At 62.7% G+C, this 24181-nt stretch carries 21 protein-coding genes; 6 read left to right on the top strand and 15 right to left on the bottom strand.

What is annotated here, in order from left to right:
- Window positions 1-116: 116 nt before the first annotated feature.
- A complete protein-coding gene (locus L630_RS0111700) occupies window positions 117-1211 on the top strand; it encodes a LuxR C-terminal-related transcriptional regulator (RefSeq protein WP_024848441.1) in 1095 nt (364 codons plus the stop codon).
- Between the two features lie 188 nt (window positions 1212-1399).
- Here the strand turns inward: L630_RS0111700 and L630_RS0111705 are convergent, their stop codons facing one another.
- Window positions 1400-2035, bottom strand: coding sequence for an FMN-dependent NADH-azoreductase (locus L630_RS0111705; RefSeq protein WP_024848442.1), 636 nt, complete (start codon window positions 2033-2035; stop codon window positions 1400-1402).
- A 127-nt stretch (window positions 2036-2162) separates the two neighbouring features.
- Here L630_RS0111705 and L630_RS0111710 point away from each other — a divergent pair, with 127 nt between their 5' ends.
- The 3 genes from L630_RS0111710 to L630_RS0111720 all read left to right on the top strand — a co-directional run bounded on the left by L630_RS0111710 (window position 2163) and on the right by L630_RS0111720 (window position 6880).
- Window positions 2163-3086 (top strand): LysR family transcriptional regulator, encoded by a 924-nt coding sequence (locus L630_RS0111710; protein ID WP_024848443.1) that lies wholly within the window; start codon window positions 2163-2165, stop codon window positions 3084-3086.
- A gap of 87 nt (window positions 3087-3173) precedes the next feature.
- On the top strand, window positions 3174-5909 hold the full coding sequence (locus L630_RS0111715) for an AAA family ATPase (protein ID WP_024848444.1): 2736 nt from the start codon (window positions 3174-3176) through the stop codon (window positions 5907-5909).
- Window positions 5910-6034: 125 nt separating this feature from the next.
- Entirely contained in the window at window positions 6035-6880 is an 846-nt protein-coding gene (locus tag L630_RS0111720; RefSeq protein WP_198019545.1) for a DMT family transporter, read from the top strand.
- Here the strand turns inward: L630_RS0111720 and L630_RS0111725 are convergent.
- Window positions 6877-7584 (bottom strand): glutathione S-transferase, encoded by a 708-nt coding sequence (locus L630_RS0111725; RefSeq protein ID WP_024848446.1) that lies wholly within the window; start codon window positions 7582-7584, stop codon window positions 6877-6879. The two genes, L630_RS0111720 and L630_RS0111725, sit on opposite strands and share 4 nt — an antisense overlap.
- 115 nt (window positions 7585-7699) lie before the next feature.
- Between L630_RS0111725 and L630_RS23160 the strand changes: the two genes are divergently transcribed.
- On the top strand, window positions 7700-8464 hold the full coding sequence (locus L630_RS23160; RefSeq protein ID WP_084465961.1) for an arginase family protein: 765 nt from the start codon (window positions 7700-7702) through the stop codon (window positions 8462-8464).
- 614 nt (window positions 8465-9078) lie between these two features.
- Here L630_RS23160 and L630_RS0111740 read toward each other — a convergent pair.
- Genes L630_RS0111740 through L630_RS0111765 form a run of 6 tightly spaced genes read right to left on the bottom strand, consistent with a single transcriptional unit; the run spans window position 9079 to window position 14698 of the window.
- The gene (locus tag L630_RS0111740) at window positions 9079-10485 is read right to left on the bottom strand and encodes an aldehyde dehydrogenase family protein (protein ID WP_024848449.1); all 1407 of its coding nucleotides are present in this window, start codon (window positions 10483-10485) and stop codon (window positions 9079-9081) included.
- A gap of 22 nt (window positions 10486-10507) precedes the next feature.
- The gene (locus L630_RS0111745; RefSeq protein ID WP_024848450.1) at window positions 10508-11803 is read right to left on the bottom strand and encodes a TRAP transporter large permease; all 1296 of its coding nucleotides are present in this window, start codon (window positions 11801-11803) and stop codon (window positions 10508-10510) included.
- The gene (locus tag L630_RS0111750) at window positions 11800-12339 is read right to left on the bottom strand and encodes a TRAP transporter small permease (protein ID WP_024848451.1); all 540 of its coding nucleotides are present in this window, start codon (window positions 12337-12339) and stop codon (window positions 11800-11802) included. The genes L630_RS0111745 and L630_RS0111750 overlap by 4 nt, the downstream gene beginning before the upstream one ends.
- A 7-nt stretch (window positions 12340-12346) precedes the next feature.
- The gene (locus L630_RS0111755; RefSeq protein ID WP_024848452.1) at window positions 12347-13384 is read right to left on the bottom strand and encodes a TRAP transporter substrate-binding protein; all 1038 of its coding nucleotides are present in this window, start codon (window positions 13382-13384) and stop codon (window positions 12347-12349) included.
- A 30-nt stretch (window positions 13385-13414) separates the two neighbouring features.
- Window positions 13415-14308, bottom strand: coding sequence for an NAD(P)-dependent oxidoreductase (locus tag L630_RS0111760; RefSeq protein WP_024848453.1), 894 nt, complete (start codon window positions 14306-14308; stop codon window positions 13415-13417).
- A 9-nt stretch (window positions 14309-14317) separates the two neighbouring features.
- On the bottom strand, window positions 14318-14698 hold the full coding sequence (locus L630_RS0111765; RefSeq protein WP_024848454.1) for a carboxymuconolactone decarboxylase family protein: 381 nt from the start codon (window positions 14696-14698) through the stop codon (window positions 14318-14320).
- Window positions 14699-14943: 245 nt separating this feature from the next.
- On the opposite strand from L630_RS0111765, the gene L630_RS0111770 reads away from it, so the two are divergent.
- Window positions 14944-15867, top strand: coding sequence for a LysR family transcriptional regulator (locus tag L630_RS0111770; protein ID WP_024848455.1), 924 nt, complete (start codon window positions 14944-14946; stop codon window positions 15865-15867).
- 85 nt (window positions 15868-15952) lie between these two features.
- On the opposite strand, the gene L630_RS0111775 is transcribed toward L630_RS0111770, so the two are convergent.
- The 7 genes from L630_RS0111775 to L630_RS0111805 all read right to left on the bottom strand — a co-directional run bounded on the left by L630_RS0111775 (window position 15953) and on the right by L630_RS0111805 (window position 24176).
- Window positions 15953-17773 carry an ABC transporter ATP-binding protein gene (locus L630_RS0111775; RefSeq protein WP_024848456.1) on the bottom strand — a complete coding sequence of 607 codons (1821 nt, stop codon included), beginning with the start codon at window positions 17771-17773 and terminating at the stop codon, window positions 15953-15955.
- A gap of 3 nt (window positions 17774-17776) precedes the next feature.
- On the bottom strand, window positions 17777-18646 hold the full coding sequence (locus L630_RS0111780) for an ABC transporter permease (protein WP_051473235.1): 870 nt from the start codon (window positions 18644-18646) through the stop codon (window positions 17777-17779).
- A 65-nt stretch (window positions 18647-18711) separates the two neighbouring features.
- Complete coding sequence (locus L630_RS0111785; protein ID WP_024848458.1) at window positions 18712-19689, bottom strand: ABC transporter permease; 978 nt, start codon at window positions 19687-19689, stop codon at window positions 18712-18714.
- A complete protein-coding gene (locus L630_RS0111790) occupies window positions 19686-20660 on the bottom strand; it encodes a nucleoside hydrolase (protein ID WP_024848459.1) in 975 nt (324 codons plus the stop codon). Before L630_RS0111790 ends, L630_RS0111785 begins: the two co-directional genes overlap by 4 nt.
- Window positions 20657-21616, bottom strand: coding sequence for a nucleoside hydrolase (locus L630_RS0111795; RefSeq protein ID WP_024848460.1), 960 nt, complete (start codon window positions 21614-21616; stop codon window positions 20657-20659). Before L630_RS0111795 ends, L630_RS0111790 begins: the two co-directional genes overlap by 4 nt.
- A gap of 105 nt (window positions 21617-21721) precedes the next feature.
- A complete protein-coding gene (locus tag L630_RS0111800) occupies window positions 21722-22603 on the bottom strand; it encodes a dihydrodipicolinate synthase family protein (RefSeq protein ID WP_024848461.1) in 882 nt (293 codons plus the stop codon).
- A gap of 25 nt (window positions 22604-22628) precedes the next feature.
- Window positions 22629-24176: an ABC transporter substrate-binding protein gene (locus L630_RS0111805; RefSeq protein ID WP_024848462.1), complete on the bottom strand. Its 1548-nt coding sequence runs from the start codon at window positions 24174-24176 to the stop codon at window positions 22629-22631.
- Window positions 24177-24181: the final 5 nt, after the last annotated feature.

Raw genomic sequence — 24181 nt, forward strand, 5'->3', positions numbered from 1 at the left:
ATCTTGAACTATACTATCTCTGTTCACCTGAGCGTGGGAAGCGTGTAGTTTTTCTTGGCAGTATTTAATGATATTGTCCGAGCAACCCCATGTTTTCATCCTGATGGAGCGGGGTGGTGGACAGTGAAGAACTTGTGGATCTGATCTATGCGGCTCTCCTTGGGGAGAGGACGTGGGAGGATTTTCTCAAGGCTCTGAGTGAGCAGCTTCCCGACGGTGTCGCGACGTTGTTTTACCATGACAGCGAGAAGTCGAGGGGCAGCTGGGACCTCGTCTACGGCGCGGATGCCTCGGCGCTGCGCGACGGCGGATATTATGCCAGCATCAATCCATGGATGAAGCGAGCCGCGACAAGGCAGGTGGGCGTCGGTGTCATTTCCGACCAGATGCTGCCGGTCAATGAGTTGAAGCGGACCGAGTTCTACACCGACTTCGTCTATGGCCGCTTTCGAACCAGGGCGGCAGTCGGGCTGACGATCGTCCGTGAGGAGGGGAAATCCTTCCTCCTGTCGGTTCTAACCAGTCGCGAGGATCCGGATGAGAACGCACGCGCGGCGGAGTTGCTGACGCAACTCGCTCCGCATCTGCGGCGTGCCTTTCATTACTTTCGCGCGGGGCCGAAGCATCGGCAGATCGCCGAGATCGCGGGCTCGCTGTTCGACAGCGCGGATGTCGGCGTTTTCGTCGTCGGCGAGGGCGGACGGCTGAAGTCGGCGTCGGCATCGGCCGAACGGATGCTGGCTGAAGGCAGGTGTGCACGGCTCAACCCGTTGGGGCGACTGCGGCTATGCGATGCGGAAGCCGCGCAGGTGCTTCAGCGGATGCTCGACCGCACCGAAGAGGATGCGCCGCGCGCGTTCACGCGTGTCATCAACGGGACCAAGGCGACCCTGGTCCGGGTCATGAAGGATCGGTTCGCGGCCTATTTCGAAGGCCCCACCGTGGTGCTGTTCCTCGAGCCGGTGCTGCGCCCTCGTGCCCTCGAGCTTGAAGATTTCGTGAAGTCGCACAAGCTCAGCTCTGCGGAAGCGCGCGCTCTGGTCGGCCTTCTGGAAGGAAAGAATGCGGCGGCCATTGCGGCCGAAGCGTCCCTGTCGCGGGAAACGGTCAGGACGCAGATCAAAAGCCTCTACGCGAAACTCGGCGCCGCCGGCCGGATCGACGTAATCAGGCAGGTGGCACAGCTCGATCTGCGCCGGGCGACAAAGTGAACGGCCCGGTTTCCTGACTGTGTTCCCGTTGCCCGCGCGCATCCCGAAAAAAAAGGCCCCCGCCCCAGATATGTCACTCAGGCAGGGAAAGGGTAGCTCATGACCGGATCGTGCGGATCACCCTGGAGGGTGAAGTACTCATCTGAAAAGCGTAGACCCGTGTTAGCTCGTGGTGTAGCTCCAGGCGATCAGGCGGCTAGCACCAGCTGCGCCGTTTTTGCCACTTCCTGTACGCGCGAATGGGCGGCGCTGATTGCCTTCTCGGCGGCTTCGGGGCCGAAGGCGAGGCCTTCGACATAGATCACCTCGACGTCGGTCATGCCCATGAAGCCGAGTACGGACTTCAGGTAGGGGACCGCGTGGTCCATGCTTTTCGCCGCTCCCTCGGAATAGACGCCGCCGGCGGCCAGCACGAGATAGACCTTCTTTCCCGTGGCAAGACCGACCGGGCCGCTTTCCGTGTAGCGGAAGGTCAAGCCCGCCCGGGCCACATTGTCGATCCAGCTTTTCAGCGTCGAGTAGATGTTGAAGTTGATGAGGCCCGTCGCGATTACCACGGCGTCGGCGGCAAGCAGTTCGTCGACGAGCTGGTCGGAATAGGCGACGGCTGCGGCTTCCTCCGCATTGCGCGCCTCGGCCGGTTTGCGGATGGCGGTGGTGGTGACCTCGTCGAGGTGGGGGACTGGGTGGGTGCCGATGTCACGATGGACGATCGCGGCGCTTGGCAAGCGATCGGCGAGCTGGTTGGCAAGATCGATCGCAAACTTGCTGGAGAGGGATTCATTGCCGCGCGGGCTGGAGGTAACGAGCAGAATGGAGGACATGGTCTCTTCCTTTCCTCAGAATCGGAGACGGGCGGTGCCCAGGTGTCGCCAAAAGCTAGGTCTGGAAGGTCATCCAGAAAACCGATAAAAGATCGAACAAAACTATCTATCAATTGGATGGATGATCATGGAAGCGCAGCCCACCTTCGACCAGCTGCAGGTGTTCCTGACCGTTGTCGAGACGGGCAGTTTTTCGGCCGCGGCCCGCGCGCTGAACCGGGCTCAGTCGGTCGTCAGCTACACGATTGCCAACCTCGAAGCGCAACTCGAGGTGCAGCTGTTCAAGCGGGCTGGCTCGCGCCATCCCCGCCTGACCGAGGCTGGAAAGGCGATGCTGACGGATGCCCGCCGCATCGCTGCTGGGCTCGAAAGCCTGCGCGCCCGTGCAAGAAGCCTTAAGGAGGGTGTCGAAGCAGAACTGTCGCTCGCCATCAGTGTCATGGTGCCGTCCGAAGCGGTCGTTGCCTCGCTGCGCGCCTTCCGCGAAAAGTTTCCGGCCGTTCCGCTCAACCTCACCGTTGGTGAGCTTGGGATGGTTCACGACCTGATCCTGAGCGGCAAGGCGGATGTGGGCTTTTCCGGCGCGCTGCTGGTCCACGACGATCGCATCACGCCGGAGAGGATCGGCCATTCCTACATGGTGCCGGTCGCTGCGCCCGATCATCCGCTAGCACGGCTCAACCGGCGGCTTACCCGAGCCGACGTGCGCGAGGAGGTGCAGATCGTGGTGATGGATTCTTCCGGCATAACGCGGGGACGCGACTTCAACGTTCACTCCTACAAGACCTGGCGCGTGAGCGACATTGTCACCAAGCACCGCCTGATCAGCGGCGGTCTCGGCTGGGGCGGCCTGCCGGACGCGGTCGTTCGCAAGGACATCGAGAAGGGCAGGCTGGTGGAATTGATGGTCGATGCCTATGAGGTGACCGAGTACCCGATCTATGTCCTGCGCAGGACGGCCAATCCGCCGGGGCCCGCCGCCAGCTGGCTGATTGCTTCCTTCCGCGAGCATCTGGCCGAGAGTTCCGGAGCTTCCCGCGGGCAGAGCTGACGCACCTCAACACGCCACGATTGCTGACAAGAGGCCGTCGACGTCGTATGGTTTTGGCGGGCGGTTGGCGCATGCTCGAGGTGGCAAATGCTTGTCGAACGGGAAGAGCCGCTGTCCGCCCTGTTCCTCGCCCTCGATGAGGCGCGCAAAGGTCAGGGTCGTGTCGCCCTCGTGATGGGCGAGGCCGGTATTGGCAAGTCGTCCGTTCTTCGCGAATTCGTCTCAAGCGCGCAAAAGGACAGCAGCGTCCATTGCGGCGCCTGCGAGGCCTTCTTCACCGCCCGTGCGCTCGGACCCCTGCACGACGTGGCACATGGCCTGGGTCCGCATGTGGCGGAGCTTCTTCGTCGGTCGGCCCCACCCGAGCAGCTTTTTCCCGCCGTTCTCGACTCATTGCAGGACAATCCGCGCACCAGCGTGCTCGTGTTTGAGGACATGCACTGGGCAGACAAGGCCTCGCTCGACCTCGTCCGTTACCTCGGCCGCCGCGCCGGGTTGCTGCGACTGCTGATGATCCTGAGTTTTCGGTCCGAGGAGGTCGGACCCGATCATCCGCTGGCGCAGGTAATCGGCGATCTGCCGTCGCAGACGGTCGCGCGCGTGCGGTTGCAGCCGCTGTCGCCGCAGGGTGTGGCGACGCTGGCGCGGGTGGCCGGACGCGTCGAGCCGGATCTTCATCGCCTGACCGCCGGCAATCCGTTCTTCGTGACGGAGATCCTCGCGAGCGACGAGCCGCTCATCAAAGGCATTCCGCCGTCGATCCGCGATGCGGTGTGGTCCCGCCTGTCGCGGCTCGACAAGGAAGACCGCGAGGCGCTGGAGGCGCTCAGCGTCGAGCCCGCCGGCATCGAGCCCTGGCTTGCCGAAGCTTTGCTGGGCCCCGACGCCGAGGTCCTCGTCGACAACTGTGTCGAACGGGGCCTGCTGGTGCGTGACATCAATGGCAACCTCCAGTTCCGGCATGAACTGGCGCGCCAGTCGACGCTGGAGAGAGTATCGGCGGCGCGGCGGCGCAAGCTCCACCGGCAGGTCCTCTCTGCGCTCGATGAGGCTGCTGCGGAATCTGGTGAGGCTTCGCTATCGCGGCGGGTACATCACGCGGCAGTGGCAGGCGAGGCAAGGCGCGTGCTGGAACTCGCGCCGCAGGCGGCCGCGCACGCCGCCAGCCTTGGCGCGCATCAGCAGGCCGCCTCCCATCTCGAAACGGCGCTGGAATATGTCGGCAAAGCGCCGCAGGAACTCGCTGCCCAGCTTTGCGAGGACTGGGCCTATGAAGCGGGGATAGCTCTCCAGATCGATGACCTCGTCATCGAGTGGCGTCACCGCGCCGTCGAGCTGTGGCGCCAGCTCGGGCGGCTCGACAAGGTTGGCGAGAACCTGCGCTGGCTCGCCCGGCTGCACTGGTATCGGGGCGATTCACAGGAAGCCGGGCGATATGCCGACGAGGCGATCCGCGTGCTCGAAAGCCTTCCCCCTGGGCCCGAACTTGCGACCGCCTATGCGCTTCGCTCGCAACTGCACATGCTGAACGATCGCTTCGCGGAGGCTGTCGGCTGGGGCAACAGGGCGATCGAGCTGGCCGAAGCTTTTAACGCTACCGAAACGCTTGCCCATGCGCTCAACACCGTGGCGACGGCGCTGCTGCATTCGGATCAGCCGGGCGGGTGCGAGATGATGGAGCGCAGCCTCGCGCTTGCCCTGCAGCACGGCCATCATGAGCAGGCCGCTCGCGCCTATACGAACTACGGGGAGTATGCCGTTCTTTTCAAGGACTTCCCCCTTGCCGAGCGGCTGCTCGCCGAGGGCATTGCCTACGACACCAAGCACGACCTCGACGCGTGGACGCACTACCTCGTCGGGCGGCTGGCGCAACTGCGGCTGGAACAGGGGCGGCTCCGCGATGCAGAGACGATTGCGGCGGGCGTGATGAAGCTTGAGCGGCTGACCCTCATCATGCAGCTGCCGGCGCTGCTGGTGCTTGGCCGTGCCCGCACGCGCCTCGGCGAGTCGGATGCTCCGCTCCTTCTGCAGCAGGCACTCAGGAACGCGCTCTCGACCGGCGAGCCGCAATATATCGCGCCGGCGCGGCTTGCGCTCGTCGAAGCTGCCTGGCTGTCAGGCGATCTGGTCGCGGCGCATGAGCAACTGGCGCAGCTTGCCGCAATGGATCTCGATGCCTTCGACCGGTGGGAGTTCGGCGAACTGGTGGTCTGGTGGCAGCGCTGTCACTGCGAGCCGCCGCAGTTCCCCGTCGATCGGGCAGCCCAGCCGCGGCTCATGGAACTGAAGGGCAATCCCGAAGGTGCTGCTGACAAGTGGCTCGGGCTGGGACTTCCTTACGAGGCGGCACTCTCCCTTATGCGGGTCGAAGGCGACGATGCGGAAGTAGCGCTCAGCCGCGCTGCCACCATTTTGCAGGAGCTTGGGGCGACGCCCGCGCTTCGCCTTGCCCGCCGCAAGGCAGAGCTTCTTGGCGTCGCCGACCGGCTGCCGAAGGTGCGGCGGGGGCCATACGCGTCTGCTCGCGCGCACCCGTTCGGCCTTACTCGTCGCGAACTGGAGGTGCTGCGGCTGATCGCCGAGGGTGCGGGCAATCGCGAGATTGCCGCTCGGCTGGTGCGCTCGCCACGCACAATCGAGCATCATGTTTCGGCAGTGCTCGCAAAGCTCAGGGCCGCCAACCGCATGGAAGTGATGCTGCGCCTTCGCAACGAACCCTGGCTGCTGCAGGAGGCCGAGCCGGGCAGGTCCGCGAAATCTGGGTACAGGTCTTCCCGAAAAATGGGGGCTGGCACCGAAGCGCCGCGGCCCAACCCCGCCTAGTCTTCCACTCTGGACAGGCCATCCGCCCAATCAACGGCGGAGGGGAGGACTTGCGGGGCCGCGACATGCGATCAGTAGCTGGTCAGGGTTCTGGTAGGCGTATCGACTAGGTGCTGGTCGCATGTGTGGTTATCATCTGGGGGCTGAGCTGGCCGGTGATGAAATCTTCGGTCGCGATCGTCCCCCCGATCTGGTTCACGGTCATCCGCTACCTCATCGGTGCGTTGGTCCTGTTTGCGATCCTGATCCCCTTCGGCCGCCTGCGGCTGCCCAGCCGTCGCGACCTGCCGGTCGTGCTCAGCGTCGGCCTGTTGCAGATGCTTATGTTCACGGCGCTCGCAGCCTCGGCGCTGCGCATCATGCCGACGGGCCGCGCGGTCGTGCTGGCCTACACCATGCCGCTCTGGGTACTGCCGATCGTTGCGATGTATCCTGGCGGGCGCATCGGCCGCCGGCAACTGTTCGCGGCCGCCCTCGGCCTCTCGGGCATTCTCCTTCTCATTGATGTGGGCGGCTTTCGCGCTTTCGGGCTCGACGGCCTTATTGCCGGCGCGCTGCTGCTGATTGCGGCGCTGTCATGGGCCGTCTGCATGGTCCACATACATCATCATCGCTGGATCGGCGCCGCACTCGACCTCGCGCCGTGGCAAATGGCGCTTGCGACCATCTGCCTGATCCCGCTCGCCTACGCGATGGAAGGCCCACCCGAAGTCTCATGGCTGCTCGAGCGGTGGGATCACCTCCTCTTCATCGGCATCCTCGCCACCGCCTTCTGCTCATGGGCGGTGGTCGAAGTCGGTACCCGCACCCGCGCCGACGTCGTCTCGATCGTCCTGCTCGGCGTGCCTGCCGTTGGCCTCATAGCTTCGCTCGCGGTTGGGCAGGAAACGCCCACGCCCAGCCTTCTCATCGGCTCGAGCGCAATCCTGGTTGCGATCGCGATGGCAGCGCTGGAGACGGCGGAGGGTTAGAGGTTGCCGCCCACCACTTTTCGCAAGGAGGCTTCGATCTGCCCGCCGCAGTAGGCGTCGCCATAGCCTGCACGTGCTCTCGCGGCCAGTTCGCGTAGTGGCGGAAGATCGGAGATGCGGCGAGCCAGGGCGCTGATGTCGGGGGCCGCTTCATCCAGCATCGCCGCGATCTTCGGGAAACGCTCGCCCATGGTTGACCAGAGTGTGGCCGTGACAATATCGGCGATACCCGGCTCCTTGCCGCCAAGGAGGAATCCCGAACCAGACGCAAGCCCGTGGCGGTGGCCGGTTGCCTCCCAGAAGGTCATCCATCGCTGCAGCCGCGGCACGAACTCCGCCCATTTCTTCTCCGTCCACATCTGCTGCCCGCCCTGAAGCGTGATCTCGTCGATCACGTCGTTGGCGTCGTTGACGATCTTCATCGTCAACGCCCTCAAGGCCGGATCGTGCGGCAACAGGCGGAGCGTATCGCCAAGATAAAGGATGATGGCCGGCATCTGGGCGATTGCGATGTTGCTTGCGTGGTCAACGAGCATCGGCGGCCCCATGAACGGGATCGGCATCTCCTCGACCGTGAGGTTCATCAGCCGACCGATTTCACCGTCGCCGGCTTCGCGCCAGCTTTTTCCGGCAAAGGCCAGCACGGCGCGGACGAACTGTCCGCGGAATGGCACCGACCAGTAGTAGAGCGTATAGTCTTCCATGAACCGCCTCCTTCGGTCGTACGACTGCCGACAACGCGCGAGCGGCCAGTCCGTTCAGCAGGCGAACGGGAACCTGCCGCTTGCTCGCTGGTTCTAGGCGGCACCCGCGACCGTCATGAAGGCGCGGGGTTTCACCGGCAGATCGGCACACGAGCCATGCTTGACTACGAGCACGCCCGGCACCAGATGGTCGACACGCAGATTGCGCGGCGCGGCATCCGTGACGAGCGCGTGCTGGAGGCAAGCCTCGCAACGGAGGGTGTGGAGCGCTTGCCCGACAAACTGCTCGATCTGGGTCTTGCGGAACGCATCGATGCGCGAGGCGCCGGGCCCCTGGCGGTGCCTCCCCAAAACCCACGCCCGATCCCAAGACCGCATCCTGAACGCCGGGGCAATTGCCGCATGGACGCCTAGGCCCAGGCTCGCCGACGCGGTGGAAACGCTGCTTGATGCTGGCGAAATTCCGGTCGTCCTGGGCGGCGATTGCACGAGCCTGCTGGGCTCGATGCTCGCGCTTCGACGGCGAGGCCGCTACGGCCTCTTCTTCATTGACGGCCATGCCGACTTCTTTCAGCCCGAGGCGGAACCCAATGGTGAAGGCGCCTCGATGGAGCTTGCTTTCAGCGCGCATGCGCGCATTGCTGACCTCAAGGCCAATAGCCACAGCGGTCTGGTGATCTTTGGAAGCAGTACGCTTTACAACGACCTGCTTGCGCACGGCCTTGTCGATGAGCTTCACCCGCTTTTGGGCAACGTCATACCCGGTGCTGGCGTGCGGACATCCGAGCCCGGCCTGAGCGGACCGGTTAAGTTGTTCTCTCTTCGCCAACTCCCCGGCTCAGACATAATAGCATTGCACTACGACTGTCGGAAACACTGACCCGTCGAGGGATCGCCCTGCATGCCGCTGCCCGGCGCTTATCAACCCCGTGCGCACCCGGAGGGCTTGAGCTAACCCCCGGCGAAGGGGCGTTCGTCGAGGTCCCTGGCCCCGTGGTCATCGACCAGATTTGTGCGGATTTTCGCGCGCTGGCACAATGGATTGCCGGGAAACTCCGCACCGATCCTGATTAATGGTGTCCGTCGCGCTGTTGACCCTGAGGCGTTGTCATGGCGGCCTATTCGGGCGATGACGATTGCGAAGTCCAACCAGTTCGTTGATCTACTGAAGGTGTGCGCCAGACAGCTCGAATGGCTGTTGCGAGAAAATCAGTAGTTCATCCTGGCGAGAGTGGTGGCGTCCGGCCCTGTCCTTTTGTCGTGGACTGGCAAAGGAGCCGACCCTTTGGGCAATGCAGTGCACGGCTTAGTCACCGTGCCTGATTGCCCTGAACTGGCCGGGCAGGTTGGCCCTTCTGCCAGCCGTCGCGAATCACCGGACATGCCCGCCGGAAACGGCGAGCTTTCTGTTTTTTGGGGAAACGCCGCACCACCCTTAATTCAGATCGCACCAAGAGGGCATCCAGCGAGGCCGGATGCCCTCGCCGATTACCTTCAGCAGTAAACAGTCTGCAGCTGAGTATATTCCTTCAGGCCCTCAGGACCGAATTCGACGCCGATGCCAGATTGTTTGGCTCCGCCGAAAGGTGCATTGGGCTGGATCGCGCCGTGCTTGTTGACCCAGACCGAGCCGCATTCCAGCCGCAGCGCAATCTCCTTTGCCTTGCTGGCGTCGGAGCTCCAGACTGAACCTCCCAGTCCATGTGGATTGTTGTTGGCAAGCTCGATCGCCTTTTCAACATCGCTGTAGCGGATGATTGGCAACACCGGGCCGAACTGCTCTTCATCGACCAGCGGATGGCCATCCGCGATGTCGGCGATCAGCGTGATCGGGTAGAAATAGCCGGGACCATTGGGCCTTGCGCCACCGGTGAGGATACGCGCACCTGACTGACGGGCGGCCTCGACATAACCGACCACCTTGTTGAACTGCATCTCGTTCTGGATCGGGCCGAGGACGTTGCCTTCGTCGAGGCCATTTCCCATCGGCATCCTGGTGGCAAGCTCGACCAGTTCGCCGCAGACCTTGTCGTAAAGGCTGTCATGGACATAGAGCCGCTTCATCGCCCCACAGGTCTGGCCGCCATTGATGAAGGCGCCCCAGAACAGCCCTTCCGCGATCGCCTTCGGGTCCGCGTCCGGGAGCACGATCCCAGCATCGTTGCCGCCGAGTTCGAGCGTTAGCCGCTTCAGTGTCTCTGCGGCAGATGCCATGACCTTGCGGCCGGTGGCGATCGAACCGGTGAACACCATCTTCGCGATACCCGTGTGCGCGGACATCGCCGCGCCGAGTGTGTCCGGGCCGGTCACGACGTTGACGACACCTGCAGGCAACACCTCGTTCATCAACTCGACCAGCCGGATCGTCGACAGCGGTGTGTAGGGTGAGGGCTTGATGACAATCGTGTTGCCAGTGCGCACGGCCGGCACGATGTGCCAGACGGCGATCAGCATCGGCCAGTTCCACGGGGTAATCGAGCCGACGACGCCGAGCGGCTTGCGGTGGACTTCGACGCGGCCCTGCTCGTTGTCCTGGATGACCTCGACCGGCAGGCCGAACTCAGCCGTCGCATGGGCCCAGCCGGCCGAACCGCCTGCCTCGAAGCGGGAGCCCAGGCCAGTGAGCGGCTTGCCCTGCTCAAGCGTGATGAGGCGGGCAAGCTCCTCCGCATGCTCCTCGATTTTCGCGCCAATGGCGTGGCAGGCTGCCTTCCGTTCCTCATCTGAAGTGCGGCTCCAGTTCTTGAAGGCTTCCGCCGCGGCGGCCACTGCGCGGTCGAGATCCGCGGGTGTGGCCACCGGCATCATGCCCACGACCTCGCCGGTTGCCGGATTGCGCACCGGCTGGTGCGAGGTCGTTTCCTCGCTCTTGCCGTTGATCAGAATGCGATACTTCTCCACGACTTCCTCCCCTTAAAGCTATCTAGTGGGTCATCTGTGATGGCAGCGCGAGCACCAGCCACGGGACAAAGACGATCAGAGCCAGCCGCAGCACATCGACGATGACGAAGGGCACGATGCCTCGGAAGATCGTTGTCAGCGGCACGTCGCGCAGCGTTGCGCGGATGATGAACAGGTTCATGCCAATCGGCGGGCAGATCAGACCGATCTCGACGACCATGACGATGACGATGCCGAACCAGATCGGGTCGAAACCAAGCCCCATCACCAGCGGGAAGAACAGGGGGATGGTCAGCAAGATCATCGCCAGCTCGTCGAATACCGAACCGAGCACGATGTAGAATGCGATCAGCGCGAAGATGACGCCGTAGGGGCTGAGTTCGAGCCCGTTGATCGCCTTGACCACCGCCGATGGCATGCCCGACACGTTGATGAAGTTCGCGAAGATCAGTGCACCGAGCAGGACCGCCATCAGCATCGCCGTCGTCCGCGCCGTGTTTGCCAGGATCTTGAACAGTACCCTGACAGATAGCCCGCCCTTGAACAGCGCGATGACAAATGCTCCGGTTGCGCCGATACCCGCTGCCTCTGTTGCGGTGAACATGCCGATGTAGATGCCGCCCATAACGATCAGGAAGAGGAGGGCGATAGCCCACACCTGGCGAAGGTGTTGCAACCGTTCCGCCCACGGCATGCGCTCGGCCGCCGGGCCCGCCTCCGGCCTTCGCCAGACGACGTACCGGACAGCGGCAAGATAGAACAGGACGCCGAGGATGCCGGGAATGATGCCGGCCATGAACAGCTTGGCTATGCTGGTCTCGGTCATAGTGCCGTAGATCACCATGATGACCGACGGGGGAATGAGGATGCCGAGCGTGCCGCCCGCTGCGACCGTCGCAGACGACAGGCTGTCGTGATAGCGGTAGCGCCGCATCGATGGCAGCGCGATCGATGACATGGTGGCGGCAGTGGCGAGGCTTGAGCCCGACACCGCTGCAAACCCGCCACTTGCCAGTATGGTCGCCATGGCGAGACCGCCCTTGCGATGGCCGATCAGCGCGTTTGACGCGTTGTAGAGGTCGGCCGAAAGGCCGGCATGGTTGATGAGATTGCCCATCAAAACGAACAGCGGCAGCACCGACAGGCTGTAAGAGGACAGGTTGTCCCAGACGATCTGTGCGCTCATGGCACCGGCGGGGTTGAATCCGACGGTCAGCGCGAAACCGACGAAGCCGATGATCGCCATTGCGAAGGCCAGCGGCATGCCGGCGAAGAGCAGCGCGAAAAGCGCGCCGAAGCCCGTGAGTGTCGCCGTCATGTCTTTGCCCCCGTTTCCCGACGCACCTCGGCAATGAAGGCCGCAAGGATCATCACGCCGCTGAGTGCAAAAGCACCAACGCCAAGCCAGGCAACGTAGCCAACCGGGAAGCGAAGCACGGAAGTCACCTCACCGAAACTGTCGAAGCGGCCGGCCAGGCGCGCAAGCCGGACGGTGATGTAGAAGCAGCACACCGCCATCGCGAGCGCGATGACGCCGTCGCGCAGGACACGCCCGATGCCCCGGAAGGAGTTCTCGAACAGGCCGGTCGTGACATGCAGCCCGCGCACGGAGACTGATGGCAGCGCGAGGAAGACGACGGTTGCCATGGCGACCTGCGTCATTTCATAGGCAAAACCGAGTGGAGCCTTGAAGAAGTAGCGACCGGCAACGTCGATGAATGTCATCAGCATCATGGCGAGGAGGACTGCCCCTGCACCAACCATGCAGGCTGCATCGGCCAGACGCAGAACAGGGTTTTCGGGAGGACGACCATGGTCGTCCTCCACCACTACGTTCTCGGAAGTACCGGTCATCGGTCCGCTACTTCATCTCGGCCACTTGCGCGCGGAAGAACTCGAGCGCGGCCTTTCCGTCGACGCTGAGCTTTCCGGCCGTCTCCACCCAGGACTCTTCCATGGAAGCGAGGCGCTCCTTGATCGCGGCCACGAACGCGTCGTCTGCTTCAAGGAACTGCGTGCCTGCCGCCTCCATCTTCGCCTTTGACTCAAGGTCAGCCTTGTCCTGTGCCTCACCGGCCAAGCGGGCAAGATGCTCGCCAGACACGGACATCACCTTCTCCTGGTCTTCCGGCGACAGGCGCGCAAAGGCATCCGGGTTGGCCGCCACGAACCAGACGGAAGAATAGAAGCCGCCCGGGACCTTGACCGAGTGCTTGATAAGCGGCTCCAGCTTGAAGCTAGGGACAGCCTCGTAAGGAAGCAGTGTGCCATCGGCGATACCTTGCGACAGCACCTCGTAGGTCTCGCCCGCCGGCACGGCGATGTTCACGCCGCCGAGCAGCGTGTTGACCTGCTGCACCAGCCCCCCGCCAACACGGAACTTCTTGCCCTGGTACTTGTCGATGTCGGTGATCGGGCCAGCCGCCTCGCCAGTCATGATGTGGCCGGTGCCATTGGCATAGATCCCGAGCAGCACCACACCCTGGTACTCGTCGGCCTTCTCGAAGAATTCCTTGTGGGTGCGCCAGAGGGCGACGGACAACTCCTCGGCGGTCTCTCCCACAAATGGCAGTTCGGCGATACCGGCGAGGTTGAAACGCCCCGGCGTGTAGCCGAGGACGCCGACGGTCAGATCGGCGATCCCGTCGACCGCGAGATCATATTGGCGAGGCGGAGCGCCGAGCGATGCATCCGTGAGCTCGATCTTGACTCTACCTTCGGTGATTTTTTCGACCTCTGCGGCCCACGGCAGGATAATGTTGTTGAGTTGCAGATGGCCCGGCGGCAACCAGTTGTTCATGCGCAAGGTGGTCTGCGCATCTGCAACACCCGCGCCGATCGCCATCCACAAGCCGGCTGTCGCAGCAAGTGCTGCGGCCCTGATCTTCCCCATAAGCATGCTGTCTCCTCCCGTTAGACCCTGAAGCGGCTATCTCCCGTTCGCCGCCTCTTCCCAAACCTTGAACGCCTCGGTGTGATCTCGTGCCCCCCCGATGGCGGCCTCGGCCTTCTCCCACCAGGCGATCGTCTGCGCGACCAGCGGCAGATCCGCCCCGAGCGACGTCGCCAGGTCAGCCGCGATGCGCACGTCTTTTGTGAGCAGCGCCAGTCCGAACCCGGAAGCAAAGCGGCCCTCCACCACTTCGCTCTTGATCGTCTTCTCGGTGCTGAAATTGCGCCCCGTGGAAACGTTCATGATTTCGAGAGCGACAGCCGGATCGAGGCCGAGTTTCTTGCCCATGATCAGCGCCTCGGAGGCGGCCGCGAAGCCGGCGGCAGCGACGTAATTGTTGAGCGCCTTCATCGCATGCCCGGTGCCGACGCTTCCCGTGCGGAACAGCAGGTTGCCCATCGACTTTAGGACGATCTCGGCGCGCGCATAGTCCTCGTCCGAGTCTGCGCCAACCATCAGGGTCAGTGTGCCGGTCGTAGCGCGCGGGACAGCGCCGGATACGGGCGCATCCACAAAGGCGATGCCTTTGTCGACAAGTGTGGAGGCAAGTTCACGCGAACCGCCCGGTACCGACGAGCTCATGTCGATCAGCATCGAGCCGCGCTTCAGAGAATGTGCAAAGCCACCAGCGCCAATCGCAGCGTCAGTAACGATCTTTCCCGTCGGCAGCATCGTGACGACGACGTCGGAATTCTCGCCAAGTTCGGCGAGCGACGATGCAGGCTTTGCGCCAATTGCTTCGGCGTGCTTCGTCGTTCGTTCCTGGTCGACGTCGTAGACGGTCAGAGCGAAGCCAGCCTTGGCAATGTTCGCCGACATCGGCGCACCCATGTTGCCGAGGCCGACGAACCCGATTTTCTCTAGGCTCATGCGCCGCCCCTACTTCACGCCGAGTTCATTCAGCGTCGCCTCACAGGCGACCATGCCGTCCACCATCAGCGGGATACCGCAGTAGGGGAATGCGTGCAGGAAGAGTTCCCGGAGCTCCTCGCGCGTGGCACCATTGGCGACTGCACCGCGAGTGTGGATCTTGATCTCGTGCGTGCGCCCGGTCGCTACCAGCATGGCGAGCGTGATGAGGCTGCGGGTCTTGTGATCGAGCACCGGCCGCTGCCAGATCTCGCCAAAGCAGATCCGCGTGACGATGTCCTGGATCGGCGCCATCATGTCCGAAGCCTTCGCATGATGATCGTCGGCCCCCTCCTTGCCGAACATCTTCCGCCTCAGCTCGATACCCGCGTCAAAATTCGATTGGTTCATATCCTGGTCTCCATCAGGCAGGCATCGCCTGCTCACGCCTCGCCGATGCGGGGCGCGCCGCCTTCCCAGCCTGTCTTTTCCTGAAGCTCCCCTCCCTGGGGATGTCCGGTCCGCCGCGCGGCCCATCCTCAAAAGCTAGCTTCCTTTGCGGAAGGTGCAACGCGGCGCCATCAAATTCTGGATTCGAAAAATTCGATCAATTAACATGTGATCGATCGGGATTGATTGCAGGGTAGGAGACGCGATTGAAGAACACAATCGATGATGGCGCACTGCTTCAGACGGATTTTGCCTCGCTTCATGTCCTGAAATGCGTCCACGACCAGCGCTCGATCCGCGGCGCGGCGGAAATGCTGGAGAAGAACCAGTCGACGGTGAGCTACACCATCGACCGGTTGCGGCAGATCTTCGGCGATCCGCTTTTCGTAAGATTGGGACGCGGCATCGAGCCGACGCCGCGCTGCACGGCCATCGTCAAGGGCGCGGAAGAACTGCTGCAGCGTTTTCAGGCGCTGCTGACCACGGAGGAATTCGATCCATCCGTCTCCAACGAACGCTTCGTGCTGTCCTGTAATTTCTACGAGCGTAGCATATTCCTGCCCAAGCTGATGCGGCGGCTGCGAAGGGAGGCACCCAACGTGCGCATCGTCGTCATCCAGGCGAACTCGGAAGGTCATCGCCACCTTGAGAACGGTGACTGCGACGTTGTCATCGCCCCGCTGACAGCCGAGACGTCTGGCATCTATGCGCGCGAGCTGATCCGCGAAAGCTATGCCTGCTTTGTTGCACCGGATTCACGTTTCACCCGCGAACCTCTGACGCTTGAGGCCTATAGCCGTGCAAAGCACATCCTTGTGCGCCATGCTCCCCACTGGCGCCCCTATTATCGCGAGACGCTCGACCGCCTCGGCGTCTCGCTCGACATCGTCCTAGAAGTGCCATCATTCGGCATCGTCGACCACATCATCGAAAATTGCGACCTGATCTTCACGGCCTCCGCCGGGTTCGAACGGATCTTCTGCCCACGCCTGACGATGATCCCGGCGCCGTTCGACTGCGACTTTCCAATCCGGATGTACTGGTCCTCCCGCACCCACAAATCCCCGGCGCACATCTGGTTTCGGTCGATGATCCAGCAGGTGGCAGACAACTTGAGATTCGACACTTGATCGTGATGCATCCTCTCCAATACTGACGTATTGGGCAGAACCTTCAAACGTCCAGTGCGTTCTTAGGGGGCCGAAGGAATGCCCCTCAAGCTGCCGGTTCGAGGTGTTGCGTCAGAACAAAGTGCCCTTCGTCGACTTCACGGTACTTCTGCGGCGGAGGGGTGAAACCAGCCTCGCGGTAGGGCGTGCGGATTTCGTCGTTGCTGAGGTGGCGTACGCGGCGACGGGTTGGGTCCGCGATCGGCACCGCGGACATCAGCTTGCGCGTATAGTCGTGCTGCGGGTTCTCGAACACGGCTTGCCGCGGGCCGATTTCGACGATCTCGCCCATGTACATCACCGCGACGCGATGGCTGATCCGCTCAACGACGGCCATGTCGTGGCTGATGAACAGATAGCCCAGTCCGAGTTGCTCCTGCAGGTCGAGCATAAGGTTGATCACTTGCGCCTTGATCGACACGTCGAGCGCGGAGACGGATTCGTCCGCGACAATGACCTTCGGGTTGAGGGCAAGGGCACGTGCGATGCAGACGCGCTGGCGCTGGCCGCCGGAGAATTCGTGAGGAAAGCGGTCGGCCATCGAAGGCGACAGCCCAACCTGTTCAAGCAGCTGTGGGACGCGCGTGCCCACTTCCGCGCGAGGCATCAGCCCGTGCGCAATTATCGGCTCGGCGATCGCGTCGCCGATGCGGATGCGCGGGTTAAGGCTCTCGAACGGGTCCTGGAAGATCATCTGTGCCAGGCGGCGGATCTCGGCGAGTTCCCGCTTGCCCGCTCTGGCAACGTCGTGGTCGCGGATCGCTACCGTCCCGGAGGTGAGTTCGGTCAGGCGAAGGATCGAGCGGCCAGTCGTCGACTTGCCGCACCCGGACTCGCCCACCAGCGACAGGGTCTCGCCTTCCCGCAGCTCGAAGGAAACATTCTCGACGGCGTGGATATTGCCCACAGTGCGGCGCAGGATCCCCTTCTTCACGGGAAAGCGGGTGACGAGATTAGCGACCCTGAGGGCAGGCGGGACGTCAAGGCGCACGGTGTCAACGGTCGGCTTTACAGGCTCGACGCTGCCGGTTGCCATGTCGACGATCGGAAAGCGCAGGGGAAGGTTCTGTCCATTCATGGAACCGAGCTGCGGCACGGCCGAAAGCAGCGCTCGTGTATAGGGATGGACGGGAGACTTGAAAATCTGCTCGGTCGTGCCGGTCTCGACCACGTCGCCGCGATACATCACGGCGGTGCGGTCCGAGATTTCCGCGACGACGCCCATGTCGTGCGTGATGAAGAGGACTGCCATCTCCTCTTCTTTCTGCAGCTCTTTGATGAGCTCGAGGATCTGCGCCTGGATGGTTACGTCGAGTGCAGTTGTGGGCTCGTCGGCGATCAGCAGCTTGGGCTCGCAGGCAAGCGCTATGGCGATGACGACGCGCTGGCGCATGCCGCCCGAAAAACTTAGCGGATATTCATTGAGCCGCTGTCGTGCCGAGGGAATGCGCACCTTCTCGAGGAGACGGGCGGCTTCAGCCATGGCTGCGGCATGGTCCAGCCCGCGATGCTCGATCAGCACCTCGGTGATCTGTTCGCCAATTTTCAGGACCGGGTTCAGCGATGTCATCGGCTCCTGGAAGATCATGCCGATCCGGTTGCCGCGGATCCTCTGCATATCTTCTTCTGGCAGTGCCAGGAGGTCCTGGCCCTCGAAGAGAATGCGCCCCGACAAGCGCGCATTGCGGCCGAGAAGGCGCATGATCGACAGCGCCGTCACGCTCTTGCCCGATCCGGACTCGCCCACGACTGCTACTGTTTCGCGCGGATGAATGTCGAGATCGACGTTGCGGATGACATCGCGCCATTCGCCGCCAACCCTGAACTCGGTGGTGAGGTTCGAGATCGAAAGAATTGGTTCGTTCATCGCTCAGCCCTCTTGACGCGGGTTGAGAATGTCGCGCAGCGCATCGCCAATCAGGTTGATGCCCACGATCAGCAGCAGCAGCGTGATGCCGGGGAAGACGCTGATCCAGTAGTCGCCTGAAAGCAGGTACTCGAAGCCATTGGAGATCAGCAAGCCGAGCGACGGCTCCGTTATAGGCAGGCCGATGCCAAGGAAGGAGAGCGTCGCCTCCAGCATGATGGCATAGGCAATGCGCATGGTCGCCACCACGATCAGCGGCGGAACGCAGTTGGGCAGGATGTGGCGGAAGATGATCCGCTTGTCCGACAGCGCCATCGAGCGCGCGGCGTCGGTATAGGCGCGGCGACTTTCGACCAGCGCCGAGCCGCGAACCGTGCGCGCATAGTAGGCCCATTGGGTTACAACGAGAGCGATGATGATCTTGTCGACGCCCTGCCCGAGGATCGCCAGGAAGATCAGCGCGACGAGGATTGCCGGGAAGCTGAGCTGGATGTCGACGATGCGCATCAGCAGCGCGTCGACACGCCCACCCGCATAAGCGCTGAGCAGGCCAACGCAGGTTCCGATGACGATTGCGACGGCTGCACTGATGATACCGACGAGGATCGAGGTGCGCAGGCCGTAGAGGATGCCGCTGAACAGGTCGCGTCCCTGATCGTCGGTTCCAAGCAGGTAGACCATGCCGTTCATGCTGGTCGCTCCCGGCGCAAGCCGTCCATCCATAATGTCGAGCTGCGCGAGGTCGTAAGGATCCTGCGGCGAAATCAGCGGAGCCACGAGGGCGAGGATCGCGAGGACGCCAACGATGATGATGCCCGTCAGCGCGCCTGGATCGCGAATGAGTGCGTGCAACGTTCGCCTGAACGGCGAGATGCGCTCGGGGGAGGCATCGCCATTGCCCGCGTGTACCGACGTTGATGGCTGCTTGCCGGAACTGCTCACCTTGAACCTCCCTCAAGCCGCACGCGCGGATCAACGATCGAATAAAGGATGTCGACCAACAGGTTGATGACGCTGAACATCACGACCGTGATCAGCAGGTAGGCCAGGATAACCGGACGGTCGAGCACTCCGATCGCGTCGATGATCAGCTTGCCCATGCCCGGCCAGGCGAAGATGGTCTCGGTAACCACCGCGAAAGCGATCAGTGAACCGAGCTCGAGGCCGATGACGGTAATTAGCGGGATGAGTGTGTTCTTGAGGACATGCACCCTCAGGATGCGCCGCTCGTTGATGCCCTTGGCGCGTGCGAAGCGGACATAGTCGAGCTGCATCACCTCCATGACGCCTGCTCGGGTCAGGCGGATCACCAGCGAGATCTTGAAGAGGGCGAGGTTGAACGCCGGCAGCACCAGGTGCGAGAGGCCGTCAAGCGTTAGGAAGCTCACTGGCACGCCCAGCACCTCCACGGTATCGCCGCGTCCGGATGCTGGCAGCCAGCCAAGATAAACGCTGAAGACCATGATCATGATCAGGCCGATCCAGAAGGTCGGCAGGCTAAAGCCAAGGATCGAGAAGGTCATGATGGTGCGCGAGACGAAGCTGTTCGGCTTCAGTCCCGCTCGAACCCCCAGCGGAATGCCGATGACCAGCGCCATCAGCAGCGCCACGAACGCGAGTTCAAGCGTGGCGGGCATGCGCTGGAAAATGAGATCGAGCGCTGGCTGGTTGAAAACGAAGGAGTTGCCAAGGTCACCCTGCAGCGCCTTGGACAGGAACACGAGGTACTGCTCCCAAACCGGGCGGTCGAGGCCGAATGACTGGATCACGTGCAAACGTTCTTCGGGCGTCGCCGAGGAACTCAGAAGCACGTCTACCGGGTTGCCAACCATGTAGAGGCCGACGAAGACGAGCACGCTCATCACGAAAAGCGTCACGATCGTCTGGAAAAGGCGGCTCAGGAGATAGCTGCTCATGCCGCGTTCTCGCCTGCAGGAGTGATGTTCGCCCCCAAATTGGCAATGCGCTCCACGAGCAGCTGCCGGAAACCCGCCTCGTTGGCTGTCTTCATGACCATCGCGTTAGCGGCGTGGTGAGACCTGCCGTAGAAATCGGCCCAGGTGTGACCTGCGGTCGGCCCGTCCACGGTGACGCCGATCGCGGTCATCTGCCCCTGGAAAAGCTCGGGCCGCACCAGCCAGGCAACAGTCATGGCGTCATGGATCGGTCCGCCGGGCCGGCCGTAACGTGCAATATCGCTTCGGTCATAAGCGCGCAGAAGGCGCGCGAGGCATTTGCCCGGCAGTCCGCCCCGCGCCTCGAAGCCGCGGAAATCCTCTTCACTGAAGAGTGCCTGCATGGTGACGTCGAGCGGGAACAGTACCAGCGGAACACCCGAGTTCCAAACGATGTCCGCCGCATGCGGGTCCGCGTGGACATTGTACTCAGACCAAGCCGTTCTATGTCCCAGCGCGCTGAAAGCACCTCCCATTACGACGATCTGCTCGATGCCGGCGGCGACGTCCGGATGGAGCAGCAGGGCAAGTGCAATATTGGTCTGCGGCCCTATCGCGCAGATGGTGATTTTATGGCCACTCGCGGCGGCTTCGCGGGCCTTGTCTGCGATAAACCGGACGGAGGAAAGCTGGCGCGGGCGCACGTCCGTGGCAGGAACGAGTGCGTCGGAGAATGCGCCAACGTTAGCATACTTGCCGAACACCTGATCGCGCACCAGCGGTCTCGCGGCCCCCGCATAGACCGGAACATCAGGTCGGCGCGCGACAGCCACCAGTTTGCAGGCGTTCCTGACGCTCGCCTCCAAGCCGACATTACCAGCGACCACCGAGATGCCGAGCAGCTCGATCTCGGAGGAGGCGAGGGCAAGCAGGATCGCAGCCGCATCGTCTACGCCCGGGTCTGTGTCGATAATGACGCGCCAGCGATTCATTGCATCACCGTATCCTGATAACGGGAGAACCGGTCGAGGAAGACCTCGATGACAGCTGCCGCGTCGACCTTCGTGACAATGGCTGTGTTCGGGTTCAGCCCGGACTTGTCGAACCAGTCGGCGATCGTCTGCCCCATGCACAGCTCGCTCTGGTACTCGATGAAGACGCGGACGCGTCTGGTCTCGAACAGATGCGGCGCGATCAGCCAGCCGATCACCAGCGGATCGTGGAGCGGACCACCACGAGAACCGTAGCGTTCGACCTGGTTGCGGTCCCAGGACGCCATGAGCTGTGAGACAGCCTGCGAGATGCGCCCGCTCACGGCCTCGAACTGCTTCACATGCGCGGGCGTCAAGATCACCTGGTGTGTCGCATCGAGCGGCAAGGCCACGATCGGAACCTCGCTTGAGAAGACGATGTGTGCGGCATGCGGGTCGGAAAGCACGTTGAACTCGGACGTCATCGAGCGGTTACCAGGCTCGCGATAGGCCCCGCCCATCATCACGATCCGCTCGATGCCGCGCGCAATCTCCGGCTCAATGCGAAGTGCCATTGCGATGTTGGTCAGCGGCCCGAGCGCGCAGATGGTGATGGGCTGTCGTTCGTTGCCTGCTCGGAGCAGGCGATCAATGAGGAACTCGACGGCCCTTTGCGGTTCGATCTTCTTTGCCGGCTCAGGGAGCACGCAGGATCCGAGCCCGGTTTCGCCGTGAAACTGGCCGCGAATTGGCGCGCGCATCAGCGGGCGATGGCTCCCGGCGTGGACAGGAATGTCCGCCCGTGCACCGAGCTCGCAGATCTTCAGCGCATTGCGCGAGGTCGTCTCGACCGGCTGGTTCCCGCAGACGGTCGTGATCGCAAGAATATCGAGCTCGGGCGACACGAACGCAGCCAGAAGCGCGATCGCGTCGTCAATCCCGGGATCGCAGTCGATGATGATCCGGGTCTTTTCCATAAGGTCTCACCTCGAATGCTTAAGGGAGACTGTGCCGGCCGATGGCGGAATGACGGCCGGCCCAATCCGGACGGCAACTGGTCTCATGTTGGCCGATGATCGAGCCTAAAGTGCACCTACCGATGCAAGCACTTCGGCGATCTCGGCCCGCGCCGCTTCGCTCAGTGGCTCCTGCGGAGCGATGGGGTCACCGACGTCGAACCCTTGCAGTTGCAGGGCACCCTTGATGCACGACGCGATTGAGTACTTCGCGAAGATCTCGTTGACCCGCCAGAGCGGACGCTGGAGATCCATGACCCGGTTCCAGTCACCCGCGCGAGCAGCATCGTAGAGTGCAATGCTCTGGCGCGGGATGATGCATGCTGGCCCCGCCATCCAACCGACGCCCCCGATTAGCAGCACGCAGGCAGGAATGTGTGCGGACGCAGAGAACACTTCCATCCGCCCGCGCGTACGCTCGATGATCGACAGCAGGCGCCCGGTATTGGTCGAGGCGTCCTTGATGTAACGAATGTTGTCGACGTGGCTCAGCCGCTCGATGACCGGCAGAGTAAGGTCGGAACGCTGGAACTGAGGGTTCGTGTAGAGCACCACGGGGCGCCCGCCAGCGGCTTCCGCAATCGCGCGGAAGTATGCCTCGACCCCCGCGTCCTTCACCGGGAAGTAAGCCTCCAGTATCGCAAGGATGCCGTCGACCCCGGCCTCGACGAGAGCCTTCGTCTGCGCGACTGCATCATGGATGGATGTGGAGGCGACGCCGGCTACCACCGGGACACGCCCGCGATTGGCATCTACCGTCGCCCGCACGACCTGCAGCCGCTGCGCGTTCGACAGATAGGCAAACTCGCCCGTGCTGCCCAGGGGAGCCAGACCATGGACACCCTGCGCTACCAGATGCTCGACCAGATCGCCGAGGACGGAGGCTTTGACCTCGCCCTCAGCGGTTGTCGGTGACACCAGGTAGGGAAATACGCCGTGGAGCGACATCGGCGATTGCCTCCTTCTGCCAGGCCTACTGAGCCTTCACGTAGAAGGGCAGGGTGTATCCATCGGAGCGGCCCTCATAAGTGAGGTCCGCCTTGGCTGCCCAGGTATTGTCGAGGAAGAACAGCGGGATGATGCCAAGGTCATACATCGCGATCTTCGTTGCCGACTTCAACAGGGCCTCGCGCTCGGCGTCATCAAGAGTCTTTCGAGCCTTGTCGAGCGCCGCGTCGAATTCCTGGTTCGAATAGCGGCCGCGATTGCCCTGGCCTGCCTTCTCGCCATACGTCTCGAGGAGCGGACCGAGGATGCCGGAGGGCTCGCCGGTTTCAATGGCCGCACCGCCCATGATGAAGCTGAACTCGCGTGCCGAGGCGCGGGTGAAGTAGACGCTGCCCGGCATGGTCTCAACCGACGTCTTCACGCCTGCGCGGGTGAAGAACTGGCCGATCGCCTGCGCAATCTTCGCATCGTTCGGGTAGCGGTCGTTTGAAGCGTGGAACGTCAGCTCAAACCCGTCCGGGTAGCCCGCATCTGCGAGCATATTCTTCGCGAGCTCGGCATCGTATGCATCCACCTTCAGTTCAGGATCGAAACCGAAATATCCCTCCGGCACGACCTGGCCCGCAGGCGTGCCCTGGCCGTCCATGACGCGGTCAACGAGAGCCTCACGGTTGATCGCATGAGAAAGCGCGCGGCGAACTTCTTTCTTGACCAGCGGATTCTTGCCGCTCGCGTCCTTCGAGAATGGAGACTCTTCGCGATCCTGATCCATGTGCAGGTACATCAGGCGATTACCCGTCGCCTTGATGACGTTGATGTCCTTGGATTCGTCCAGACGGCGGGTGTCCGCGGTCGGAATGCTCTCGATCAGATCGACATCACCAGACAGGATCGCGGCGACGCGAGCGCTGTTGTTCTTGATGATACGGAACGTAACCTTGTCCCACGCGACTTCGCCACCCCAGTAGGAGTCGTTGCGCTCGACAACCACGTCCGCATCGGGTGTCCAAGAGACAAACTTGAACGGGCCGGTGCCGATGACGCCGACGCCCTTGTTCATTTCCTCGGTGGTCGTCTTCGCGTGCTCCGCCGGAAGGATGGCGATGCGGCTGAGGTTGTTGAGGAGCAGCGGCGTCGGGCCGTCCGTCTTGATCTGGACCGTAAGCGGATCAATCGCGACGACTTCAGTGATCGCCTTCACATAAGCCGCGAACGAGCTCGGGCTGTTGGTCGAAGCGAGCGGAATACGACCGATGCTGGCAACCACGTCATCGGCCGTGAAGTCGCTGCCGTCGTGGAACTTGACGCCGGCACGCAGCCTGAACTGCCAAGTGGTGTCGTCAATTCGCTCCCAGCTTTCGGCGAGCGCAGGCTGTATCTCCTGATGAGATCCTTGATTGACGAGGCCGTCGAATATGTTACGCGCCAAAGCGCTGTTCGCTCCGCCGACATAGAACTGCGGATCCATCGACGTCGTCGAGGCGGAAAGGCCGACAGTCAGATCTCGCGCCATCGCAGAGAAGGGAACAAATGATACCGAGGCGGCGAGCGCTGCGGTCGCGAAAATCTTCATCGAAT

The sequence above is a fragment of the Aminobacter sp. J41 genome (genome assembly GCF_000526635.1).
GTDB lineage: Bacteria > Pseudomonadota > Alphaproteobacteria > Rhizobiales > Rhizobiaceae > Aerobium.